We start from the raw sequence: 12488 nt of genomic DNA, 5'->3' as shown, positions 1-12488 counted from the left end.
TATCATTCGCTTAAACTTGCTTTCTTTGAATCCTCACTGCATTCAAAATAGCCAGAAGCGCGACACCAACATCAGCAATCACTGCTTCCCATAAAGTGGCAACCCCACCTGCGCCCAATATCAACACAATAATCTTTACGCCCATCGCAAGTATGATATTCTGCCACACAATACTTCTGGTCAGCTTGCCTATCTTAATGGCCGTCACGATCTTTGAAGGCTGATCATTCTGGATCACAATGTCCGCAGTTTCAATAGTGGCATCACTGCCCAATCCACCCATTGCAATCCCGGCATCTGCAAGCGCAACAACCGGGGCGTCGTTTACACCATCCCCAACAAAAGCCAGGCGTCGTCCCTCCTTTTTCAAGGCTTCTACCTGATCCACCTTATGTTCCGGCAGTAGGTCGCCAAACGCTTTATCAATACCCAGCAACGAAGCCACTTTATCGACAGTGCTTTGCTTATCGCCACTGAGCATCACAGTCTGAATACCCAGGGCGTGCATAGCGGCAATTGCCTGCCCCGCATCTTCTTTAACTTCATCGGCAATGGTAATGTAACCAGCGTATTTGCGATCTACCGCAAGGACAACAATAGTATCTACTTCCTCATCCACTGCGGAATCATAATCAACACCAAACTTCTTCAGCAATTTCGCATTTCCTGCCAGCACCTTTTTTCCGTTGATCACCCCAGTCAGGCCATGTCCCGCTACTTCTTCAATGCCTTCAATCTTCACACCTACCAGCACATCACCAGCGTGACTGACCACGGCGACCGCAATTGGATGGGTAGATTTACTTTCTATTGCTGCTGCAAAAAGCAGGAGTTCCTTTTCGTCAATACCCACCGCAACTACCTTTTGCACTTCAAATACGCCCTTTGTCAGCGTACCCGTCTTATCCATCACTACTGTATTGATCCTGGTCATCACATCCAGGTAATTCGACCCTTTAAAAAGAATCCCATTTTTGGATGCCAATCCGATCCCTCCAAAATAACCCAGAGGAATAGATACCACCAATGCACAAGGGCAACTGATGACCAGAAAAACCAAACCTCTATAGAGCCAATCCTGAAAAACATAATCCGAAACAAAAAAGTATGGTAGGGCAACCAACAACACGGCCAATAAAAACACTATAGGCGTATATACTTTTGCAAACCTGGAAATAAACAGTTGTGTCTGCGATTTACGCGCAGTGGCATCCTGCACCATTTCCAGGATTTTACTCAGCTTACTGTCTTTAAACGCTGCTTTCACCTTGATTTCTGTAAGCTGATTCAAGTTGATCATTCCCGCAAAAACGGACTCTCCCTTAACTTTATTGTCCGGCCGGCTCTCACCGGTCAGGGCAGCAGTATTGAAAGTAGCCTTATCCGATAACAATTCTCCATCCAACGCCACTTTTTCACCGGGCTTCACCTGTATCACCTCGCCTATTGTTACTGTAGATGGATTTACAGTCTCGACTTTACCACCCCGGATCACATCTACCGTATCCGGACGAATGTCCAGCAACGCCTTTATACTCCGTTTAGCATTGCTTACCGCAGTGTCCTGAAACCATTCCCCAATGGAATAGAACACCATCACGGCAACTCCTTCACTATAAGATCCAATGGCAAATGCACCAATTGTCGCCACGCTCATCAGAAAAAACTCATTTAAAAAGTCAAGCCTAAGCGCTTTTCTAAAGGCGAGATTCAATACATTGTACCCGGCCAGTAAATAAGCCGGGATGAATATGATCAGCTGAATTACGTCATTGAATTTCTTACCAAAACCGTATTCGAGAATCATCATTACCACCACAGCAAATAAAGCAGTCAGCAAAGGCCAGTGCCCCATCCAGCCTTCTGTTTCCCCTTCACCATGGCTGTGTCCATCATCATCGTCATGACTTTCATGCCCAGGATGATCATGTTGACCACCTGGTTTTACTGTTTCTTCATATGAACAGCAATGCTCATGTTGCTTTCCTGATTTCATAACATTTTTTAATGACTATGTTCTGCCGGACCTGATGATTTAGACTGCAAATAGAACGCCCCTTTTGTTACCAGTTTAACATCAGCAGGTAATTTTTCCAAAGGGGTGATCTGAATATAACCCAATTCTGAAACCCCTGTTTTCACTTCAACTTTTTTGAAATGTACAGATTTTTCTTCTTTATGATCGTTAACAGCCCCTTCTTTATTTTCATCCTGGTGCTCCTTATTGTGTTCTGCTTCAGTAGTTTCATCAACGACAAAGATAAACTCCTTCCCTTCTGCCCGTACCACCGCATCTATAGGAACTGCCGACGAAACAGACGTACCGATCCCTATCAAACCTGTCACATACATACCCGGTATCAGGTTTGCACCGGGCTTTTTGATCACCGCATGTACCACCACCCCTTTACTGTCATTCTCAAAAGACTTATTGATCCCATAGATTTCCCCTTCAATCTGCTCATTTTTCTGATTGGTCAATTGAAAATCTACTTTCTGTCCGATCTTAATCTTAGATAAATCTTTTTCAAACACAATCAGGTCTGCATGGATCTTTGAATTGTCGACAATATCCATAATCGAAACACCCGGTTGCGCATAAGATCCGGTCTCTGCCGTAATCTTCCCTATTGTACCATTGATGGGCGCAGTCACAGGGACTTGGGTCACAATATTTCCCGCAGCAACCCTACTTGCAGATATGCCATATTGCTGTAACTGACGTTCCAATGCTTTTATTTTCGAGCGTTCTGCATTGTAATTGGCCTCGGCCAACTGGTGTGCTTTTCCGGTTCCTGCATTAGCAGCCTTCAGTTGCATCTGCCTGTTATATTCTGCGTCTACAAAGCTAAAGCCTCCTTTTGCGGTCAGGTATTCCTGCTGCAACTGAACAAGTTCCTGGTTTTCCACTGTAACCAAAACCTGTCCCTTACTCACCTTCTGACCCTCTATCACATTGATTTTTCGTACAATACCTCCAGACAACACATTGATCTGCGCTGCATTCTGCGGTGGGACAGCAAGCTGACCACTCGATTTTACCACCGCCGTCAGGTTCTTTTGCTCAATGCTCCCGAGCAAGATCCCTACCGCATCCAGTTGTTCCTGGCTCAGTTCAATCACGCCTTCATGTCCGCCGTGTTCTTCATGTCCGGGCTCTTCTGTGCTTTCCTTTGGTGCATTGTTGCCACCACAAGCACTCAATAGCGCAACAAAAACTACCGCAACTACTGTTCCGGTAAAACCCTTTTTAATATATGATATCACTTTCATTAGATTAATTTCCTTTTAAAAACTGTAATTGAATAACTGATTGGTTGAGCTGGCGAACCGTCTCCAGGTAATTGAGCTTACTTTGCACAGCCAAAGCCATATTCTGAATAAACTCTATATAACCTATCTCTCCCAGGTCATACGAAACCTGCGCAATGCGCAACTGTTCATCCGACTGCTTCAATCCTCCTGACGTAAAATAATCGGTGATACTTTTATGCTTCAGGTAATTCTGCATTTCCTGCTGCTGCTTCACATTCAGTTGGTTTTGCATCCTTAAGTATTCCGTCTCAGCAATCTGTACAGCAAGCTTTTCACTATTTACCCTTGCCCTGCCAGCACCATTAAATATCGGAATCCCTATACCAAACTGAACCCCGGCAATCCTCGTCCCCGGTGTATACCCCCTGCTCAAATTCGCCGGATCAAATGATTTGATCACCAGTTGCTGCGCATATCCCAACGTAAAATCAGGCATAAACTTCGCTTTTTCTACATCAATTTTAGCTTTTGCAACTTCAATCTGTTGCTGATAAACGCTGCCCAGTAAATTGCGATCAGGAATGCCACCATCATTTAGCGGCAATACGATCAAGGTCTGCTCGCCGGGAACAACAGCCTCCTTTACATTCAGCAGTTGCCGAAGATTGAGCTGCTGGATAGCCAGTTCGGCTGCTGCCGATTGTCTCATTGCCTGTACCTCCTGGTATTTGTTCCTTGCAGTCATCAGTTCCAGATTAGAAGTCTCCCCTACCTTATACCTCAGTTCAGATTTCTTTATAAAATTGCTATAAATACTGTCCTGCAAGGCAAGTACTTTCAAGGTTTGTAAGCCAAACAAGTACTCATAATATGCCGTTCTGGTTTCCCTGATCACCTCAGCCTGAGTATAACCGCCCATCTTTTCAGCGAGTGAAGTCTGCGCTACAAACAGCTTCTTCTGATTTTTATATAAACCCGGCCAGGCAAAGCTCTGGGAAATCCCGACAGAATTGTCATTACCTCCGCCACTACTCGGATCCTGCGAAAAATTAATAGCTGTTTTTCCAGGGTCAAAAGCCGACTTCTCCAATGCCCTCGACTGGCTCACAGCAAGTGCTGAAGATTTTAGCTGCAGGTTGTTCTTTAGTGCAAGGGCAATTGCGGAATCCACAGAAATGACCCGTTGCTGCGCCTTAGCAGAATTAAAACTTCCTGAGCCTAATATTCCGGTCATTATCAATAGCACAATCACCAGAGGCTTAACATTCATCGTCATTTTGTTTTTACGGTCAGTCACTAAAATATATAAACTAGGCAGTACAAATAGTGTTAGCAATGTGGCAGAAAGCAATCCGCCTATAACCACTGTAGCCAGTGGCTTCTGCACCTCAGCACCGGCACCACCCGATAAAGCCATTGGCAGGAAGCCGAGTGAAGCAACTGCAGCAGTCATGATCACCGGTCTCAGCCTTACAACCGTTCCCTTCATCACCCGCTTATAAACATCCGTCATCCCCTCTTCTTTCAGTTGATTGAAATAGGAAATCAGTACGATACCATTCAATACGGCCACACCAAAAAGTGCAATGAAACCTACACCCGCAGAGATACTAAAAGGCATCCCCCTCAGCAACAATGCGAAAACACCACCTATTGCAGAAAGGGGCACTGCTGTGAAAATCAGTATCGTTTGTGTAACAGAACGGAAGGTAAAATAAAGCAAGCTCAAGATGAGCAGCATAGCTACCGGCACAGCAATTGAAAGCCTGCTCTTTGCCTCCTTAAGGTTCTGGAACTGTCCGCCATAGGTGATATAGTATCCCGATGGCAACTTCAGTTTATGATCCAGCACCTGCTGTATCTCCGCTACGGTTCGCTCTACATCCCTTCCTTTTACGTTAAAGCCAACATAAATACGCCTTTTCCCGTCTTCCCTGGAAATCTGAGCCGGCGCTTCTTTCAACTCTACCTTTGCCACCTGGTTCAGGGGAACCTTATTGCCAGAGGGTAAGGGGATATACAGGTTCTCTATACTCGAAATATTTTCACGAAGGTCACGCTGTAGCCGCACCACCATATCAAAACGCTTCTCACCTTCAAACACCACACCCGCAACATTACCCGCAAAGGCTGTCCGAAGCAAAGTATTGATGTCGCCTATCGTCAACCCATATTGAGCGATCTTATCCCTGTCGTAGCTTACGATCACCTGCGGCAGTCCAGTTACCTGCTCAATGAATGGCTCACTCACACCTTCTACCGGAGCGATGAGTCCTGAAACCTTTGCAGCCTGCTGCGCAAGCACGTCCAGGTCTTCCCCATAGATCTTAATGGCCACGTCCTGCCGTACGCCAGTCATCAGCTCATTGAAACGCATCTGCATCGGCTGCGTGATCTCTATACTCACGCCTGGCAGCAAGGACAAAGCCTCTTCCATCTTTTCAGACATTTCTTCTTTGGTCTTGGCCGATGTCCACTCTTCTTTCGGCAGCATGGCAACCATCATATCCCCACGCTCTACCGGCATGGGATCAGTAGGGATTTCAGCACTTCCTATCCGGGTTACCACCTGCTTCACCTCAGGAAACCTATCTTTCAGTATCTTTTCAGCTTTACCAAAGGTTTCCACGACCTGGGTTAGTGATGTACCCTGCGACATGGCAATTTCAACGGCAAGATCCCCCTCTTCCAATTGCGGCAAAAATTCGCCTCCCATTGTACTGAATACCCAAACTGTAAATATAAACAGCACCAATGCAGCGCTTACCACCAGTTTTTTAAACCTTAGCACCCATTCCAGCATAGGCTGATAAACACGCTTAAAAAAGTCCATGATCCTGTCGGAGATATTTCTTTTATGCACCGTACTTTTACTAAGTAACAGCGCACTGATCATTGGCACGTAGGTCAGCGACAATATAAACGCCCCTATAATCGCAAATACCACCGTCTGAGCCATTGGCTTAAACATCTTGCCCTCTATACCTACCAGCGACAATAGCGGCAGATAAACGATCAGTATGATGATCTCGCCAAAAGTAGCGCTGGCCCTGATCTTAGAAGAAGCAGTAAATACCTCCTGATCCATTTCAGGTTGACTCAACAGCGGTTTCTCTTTAAACAATTTACTTTCAGTCAGCCTGAAAATGATGGCCTCTACAATAATAACGGCACCGTCTACAATCAAACCAAAATCTATCGCTCCTAAACTCATCAAGTTGCCAGACACACCAAAAAGCCGCATCATGGCAAATGCAAAGAGCATAGACAATGGAATTACAGAGGCCACAATAAGGCCGGCCCTCCAGTTGCCCAGCAACAGCAGCAATACAAAAATCACAATGAGCGCACCTTCAATGAGGTTCTTTTGTACCGTGCTGATGGAACGTCCCACCAGTTCAGTCCTGTCTATAAAAGGTTCAATAATCACACCTTCAGGCAAGGATTTCTGAATTTGAACAATGCGCTCTTTTACATTTTCTATGACCTGATTAAAATTCTCGCCTTTCAGCATCAGTGTAATACCGGCTACCACTTCACCCGTTCCATTTCTAGTGACAGCCCCATACCTGGTTGCTCTGCCGAACTGCACAGTACCGATGTCTCTTATCAGCACAGGTACTCCCCCGACATTCTTCACTACAATCTTTTCAATATCATCCAGTGATTTTACCTGTCCGATACCCCTGATGGTATAGGCATTGCTTTGTTGCTCTATATAAGAACCCCCGGTATTTTCGTTGTTATTTTCCAGTGCCTCATAAATCTGGGAGATGGTTACATTATTGGAGTTCAGCTTTTCATTGTCGAGCGCAATCTCGTATTGTTTGACATAACCACCCCATCCGCTCACTTCGGCCACTCCTTTAGTACCCGCAAGTTGGGTCCTAACCACCCAGTCCTGCAGGCTGCGCAAATCGGTTGCGCTATACTTACCTTCATACCCCTTTTTGGTATGAAGCACATATTGGTAAATCTCCCCAAGGCCAGTTGTAATTGGTGCTAGTGCCGGTTGTGCCAACCCATCAGGAATGTTATTTTCCGCTTCTTTCAACTGGGCAGATACCTGTTGCCTTGCCCAGTATATATCGGTATCATCTTCAAAAACGATGGTAATCACGGAAATGCCGGACCTGGAAATCGACCTTTTCTCGATCACTTCAGGGATATTTGCCATTGCCAGCTCTATCGGAGCAGTAATGAATTGTTCTACCTCCTGGGCACCAAGGCTTGGTGCCTGCGAAATGATCTGCACCTGGTTATTGGTAATATCAGGCACCGCATCAATGGGTAGATTTTTAATGGAATAAGCTCCCCAAATGATCAGGGCAAGCATCATTAAACCAATGATGAGCTTATTCTTTATAGAAAATTGAATTATTTTATCAAACATAAATAAGTTAGTTACAGAACACTGATAAGGATAAAATCAACGAAATGTGAGTATTAATAATTTTAACTAAATCGGTCGTCATCCTGAATTTATTTCAGGATCCCGCACCTGCAAGCGGCCATTCTATTTCGGGATCCTGAAATAAATTTGCTTCGCAGCTACGCGTGGTCAGGATGACGAGCGATTTAAAGACCAACTTAACGACTGCTTCTAAAGAAATAAATGTATTAAACTAACTTAGGAGGTTGCCAAACCGAATGGCTGACAGCTATAGACCTGCCTTCAAAATGCATAGCAATTGAAGTCTGGTGTATTGAAAATGGCGGATTCAGATCGGCCACAAGTTTTAAAACTATTGAACTTGCGCAGCAGGAACAATGACAAAAAGGCGTGCATGCATCTTCTAAAGGAGCCTCATGGCTTTTTGCGTGGTCAGATGAAGAAAAAGACAAAGCAATAGGAGCATCGGCATGATCATGCGCATCTGCACAAGGCACCATATTCAGTACCATGACCACAATTACACAAAATATCGCTAATGCTCTCATTTCTTATTCGTTGATACAAATATATTTTATTTATTCTCTGCCGACCAACTATTAGAAAAAAACTTTAGAAAATTCAGGCCAGCTAGACCTTTTTCAGGAGAATAGTTAAGACCCAAGGTATCTGGGTCCTGTCATTGTCATCAAAATACTCATCCAGATTTACCAACGCCAGACCATGCTTTTTTGCTGCGTTAATAAAGTCGGACACATTATGATTGAAGCAATCTACTACCTGACGACCCTCATCGGTATCAAACCTGGCCTGTGTACCGCCATATTGTTTAAAAGGGTGCAGCTCGCCAATATAAGCGTAGCCACCGGAATTCAAGGATTTAGAAACCTCATTGAATACATAATCAAGGTTGTCGATATGCTCCAGTACTAAACTAAAAGTCACCAGGTCATACAGACCGTCCCTGAAATTCCAGCGCGAGGTAATATCTGCCTGTTTAAACTGCACCCTGTTCGATGCAATCTTATCCTTAGCCCTGGCCAGCATCTGCTCAGAAAAATCAACTGCTGTGATCAAAGCTGCTTTCTCCATCAGCCACTCCGTATTTTTACCGGTTCCGCAACCAATTTCCAGCACCTTATTAAAAGGAATGCTGGCCAAAGATATTTTCAGCGCAAGCGCTTCCAGGTCCCTTGTTTTATTGCTGTTGGTATCATACTGGGCAGCCCAGATGTTGTAAGCCTGTTTAGTATTCATGATACAAAAGTAAGGAAATTACTAAACCCGTAAACTTAAAATATCATGTATTGCATGCCTGGCATTGGAAAATTGGAAATTAAAGCCTGCATCCAGTAATCTTTTTGGTGCTACCCACCGACTTTTTAAGATGAGTTCCATTTCCGTACCGATCATTAAAACGCCGATTTCAAGCAGCCACTGCGGACTAGGCAATCCAAACGGCACACCATAAGCATCACGCATCAATTTCATAAAAGTCGCATTCTTTACCGCTTCCGGTGCCACACAGTTCAGCACGCCATCGACTTCATTTCTCATCAGCCATTCCATACACCTGGCCACATCATACTCATGGATCCATGAGATGTACTGCTCCCCATCCCCCTGCCTGCCTCCCAGACCAACCTTCACCAGGTTCAGCAATCTAGGGAACACGCTGTCGTTCCTGCCCAGCACGATCCCCATCCTTAGGGCAACTTTGCGTGTCATCAACGGTGTAGGAACCGCTAAAAAGGCCTCTTCCCATTGTTTACATACGTCTATTGAAAATCCATAGCCGATATCCCCTGTTTCCTCATCCTGAGCATGATCTTCTGCATGGCGATAAATCGTTGCTGAGGTTACGGTGATCCATAACTTTGGCGGATTGGACAACCCTGCAATTACCTGACCTAAAAGCAGGCTGGGAATTACTCTTGACGCGATGATTTCCTTCCTGTTTTTGGCCGTATACCTGCAGTTTACATTTTTACCACATAAGTTGACCAGCAAATCTGCTCCCTGCAAAACGGCCGTCCAACTTCCCTCAGTTTTTCCGTCCCACAATACCGTTTCCACATTCCCATCAGCAGGTTGAGGTTTCCTGCTAAGGATGATGACTTTTTCTGCCAGATCTCTATAATAACGGGCAAGTACTTTCCCCAAATACCCGTTGCCCCCTGCGATCACTATGTTATTGTATTTCATTTGACGTTGTTATTTGTAAATAATCCATAAAAGAATGGCTATACGATACAATACCCAGCTCATCGTCAGGATATACCCAAGCCCCAGCAGGCCTGTCCTGCGAATGTGCTCCAAAAACATCAGTCCTGCCACACCCAGAAAATAAAGTACATAGAACAGTACCGGAAACGTAAAAATCCCGGACAACAAAACCACCGGCAGCAACACCAATGCTCCGGCAAAAGAGATGGTCATCATATTGCCGAGGTACTCCCATCTTTTTTCTTTATTCAGCAGGCTGATGATCAGTCCCTGAAAAACAACCTGTCCGCCACAAATGAGGTACTCCCTATGGGGACCGCCTACAGGCATGGCATCTTTCAGCAATACCGCATATTTGGTGAGGATAAGACCCGTAAAAAACCAGGTAAAGATGAGATAGGCGATTCTGTAATGCAGTTTAAAATCAGGCTGCAACGCACAGCCACCCGCTTGTTTACCTTCAGGAATAATGACCTTTCTGTTGTAAGATACAAAAGCATAAACCTTGGTCATCAACCAGATAAATGGTTTCCATGCAAATAAAGGCGCAAACAATGGAACTGAATTTCCCAGTACTTTGAAGAGGCTATGAATGCCATAACTTACTTCACCGGTGTCATTGTTTACCAATGCAATTTCGTTTACTGCTCTTCTCTGGTCTACAAAAGGACAAAATTCTGTTGGCATTTGCTGATAAGGCTGTGCTCCGGTCTTGTCAAGCATACCAACCGTTGTAAATGCTTTAGTATACATCATGCACATCGGGCATTCTGCATCATAAAGGATCGTGTGGTTTCTTAAGCTTTTCATAGACCAAATATACATACATACAATTAAACTTTCAATAAATACTGAAACTTTAATTCGAACAAAAAGATGATCATTCCTTATCCAATCCTATAGTACTCAATCTCAAAATATCATTATATTTGCTTCCTATGAATAACATCAAATCTCTTTTATTATTCGTCTTCATTGCTGCAGGAATTACAGCATGTAAAAAAGGCAAGACTGTGGACGTAGAAGCACAGTTTAAAGCAGATACCATTGCCATTAGAAACTATATCACATCAAATAATATCTCGGCTATCAAACATTCTTCAGGTGTTTTTTACCAGATCATTGCTCCCGGTACAGGAGATATAAAGTACACAGGTAACAGCCAGATCTCTGCTGCCTATCAGGGAAAAATAATGAACGGGGCTATTTTCGACGATTCCAAAGGTGCTCCGATCGATTTTTCTTTAGGCAGAGTAATCCAGGGCTGGCAAATTGGTATTCCTCTGATTCAAAAAGGTGGAAAGATCAGGTTACTGATCCCTTCTTATTATGGCTACGGAACCAGTGGCACTGGTCCTATCCCCGGCAATGCCATCCTGGATTTCGACATTACCCTGATCAACGTTCAATAAAGTACTTAGTAATAAGTATTATAGGACTCTAGTAGAACTAGAGTCCTATAATACTCCAACAACCGTCCTAGAATTTCCCTGTATAACAAAACCGTTCCCGAAGGATCATCAGCCAGATACACAGGTTAATAAATGAATTTAATATAGTAAAGCCGATACTTTCAGAGAATATCTTTTGAAACAATTTCTCCTGGATTCGTAGACAAATGAGGCCAAATCTTCCTTCCGGGATATACCAATGAATTGATACCCGTATGTACATCATCGCCTATAATTGCGCCTAATTTGTTTCTACCCGTCGGCACTTTATTTCCATTGAGCATCGTAGTCATTTCCTGTGCATCGTGCCTCAGGTTGGCATTGATAAATCCTGCCCCAAGATTCACACGATCTCCTGCAATGCCATCACCAAAATAGCTCAGGTGACAGATATTGGTACCCCTACCAATAATCGCATTTTTAACTTCTACCGCATTCCCGATTCTGCAGTTATTGCCAATGGAAGTATTCCCGCGTATATAACAATTCGGTCCAATGGTACAGTTCTCACCGATCATCACCGGTCCTTCTATATATACCCCGTTTTTTATGATAGTGCCCGCCCCTACTGTGACATTTCCTTTTAAGGTAGCCAGCGGTTCAATGGTCGATTTCGGATCAATACAATACACGACTTCTGCTGCATATTTTTCCTGGCATTTGATGAGATCCCAGGCATAATGAATAGTAAAAACTTCATCATTCCAATAAAAATGTCTGGCATCCATCAGCACATCTTCCGGCTGGAGGATATAATCCGTAGCTATTTGACAGGAGTCAGGAAGTCCAATCTGTTGAAATAATCCGGCATGAATCTTCTGGATTTGTATAATGATGTTATTTGATTTTTTAGCGGCAACAGACAGCGCATGCTCCAAAAGTGTTTTGTTAAATACACTCATAAGTGCATTGGGTTTATTGACAGTCAGGGGATAACAATCTTGCGTTTGGGCGGCAGCGTCTATGATGATATTCATAAAATGGATTCGTTGGTACGCAATATTACAAAAACATTTTTCAATTGCCTGGATTGCTTAAATAACAAAGAGGATGTCTGAAAAGGTATGTTCATCATCCTGAATTTATTTCAGGATGACGCTACGCATAATCCAATTGCAAAAACCTACCTTTTCGGACAATCCTCTTTGATAATTATTATTTTC

General features: G+C 44.0%; 9 protein-coding genes. 1 reads left to right on the top strand and 8 read right to left on the bottom strand.

Annotated features, from left to right (window positions below; genetic code table 11):
• Positions 1-10: 10 nt before the first annotated feature.
• The 7 genes from FA047_RS00990 to FA047_RS00960 all read right to left on the bottom strand — a co-directional run bounded on the left by FA047_RS00990 (position 11) and on the right by FA047_RS00960 (position 10684).
• On the bottom strand, positions 11-1996 hold the full coding sequence (locus FA047_RS00990) for a heavy metal translocating P-type ATPase (protein WP_136834126.1): 1986 nt from the start codon (positions 1994-1996) through the stop codon (positions 11-13).
• An 8-nt stretch (positions 1997-2004) separates the two neighbouring features.
• A complete protein-coding gene (locus FA047_RS00985) occupies positions 2005-3273 on the bottom strand; it encodes an efflux RND transporter periplasmic adaptor subunit (protein ID WP_136834125.1) in 1269 nt (422 codons plus the stop codon).
• Positions 3274-3277: 4 nt separating this feature from the next.
• A complete protein-coding gene (locus tag FA047_RS00980) occupies positions 3278-7648 on the bottom strand; it encodes a CusA/CzcA family heavy metal efflux RND transporter (protein ID WP_136834124.1) in 4371 nt (1456 codons plus the stop codon).
• A 227-nt stretch (positions 7649-7875) separates the two neighbouring features.
• Complete coding sequence (locus tag FA047_RS00975) at positions 7876-8196, bottom strand: DUF6660 family protein (RefSeq protein WP_136834123.1); 321 nt, start codon at positions 8194-8196, stop codon at positions 7876-7878.
• Between the two features lie 82 nt (positions 8197-8278).
• Positions 8279-8905, bottom strand: coding sequence for a class I SAM-dependent methyltransferase (locus FA047_RS00970; protein WP_136834122.1), 627 nt, complete (start codon positions 8903-8905; stop codon positions 8279-8281).
• 21 nt (positions 8906-8926) lie between these two features.
• Complete coding sequence (locus FA047_RS00965; RefSeq protein WP_136834121.1) at positions 8927-9853, bottom strand: TIGR01777 family oxidoreductase; 927 nt, start codon at positions 9851-9853, stop codon at positions 8927-8929.
• Positions 9854-9862: 9 nt separating this feature from the next.
• Entirely contained in the window at positions 9863-10684 is an 822-nt protein-coding gene (locus FA047_RS00960; protein WP_136834120.1) for a thiol-disulfide oxidoreductase DCC family protein, read from the bottom strand.
• A gap of 128 nt (positions 10685-10812) precedes the next feature.
• Between FA047_RS00960 and FA047_RS00955 the strand changes: the two genes are divergently transcribed.
• On the top strand, positions 10813-11286 hold the full coding sequence (locus FA047_RS00955) for an FKBP-type peptidyl-prolyl cis-trans isomerase (RefSeq protein WP_136834119.1): 474 nt from the start codon (positions 10813-10815) through the stop codon (positions 11284-11286).
• A gap of 161 nt (positions 11287-11447) precedes the next feature.
• On the opposite strand, the gene FA047_RS00950 is transcribed toward FA047_RS00955, so the two are convergent.
• The gene (locus FA047_RS00950) at positions 11448-12302 is read right to left on the bottom strand and encodes a DapH/DapD/GlmU-related protein (RefSeq protein ID WP_136834118.1); all 855 of its coding nucleotides are present in this window, start codon (positions 12300-12302) and stop codon (positions 11448-11450) included.
• Positions 12303-12488 lie beyond the last annotated feature (186 nt).

It is taken from the genome of Pedobacter frigoris (assembly GCF_005116445.1).
GTDB lineage: Bacteria > Bacteroidota > Bacteroidia > Sphingobacteriales > Sphingobacteriaceae > Pedobacter > Pedobacter frigoris.
Note: the sequence above shows the minus strand (reverse complement) of the source record. Positions and strands in the feature narration are given on the sequence as shown.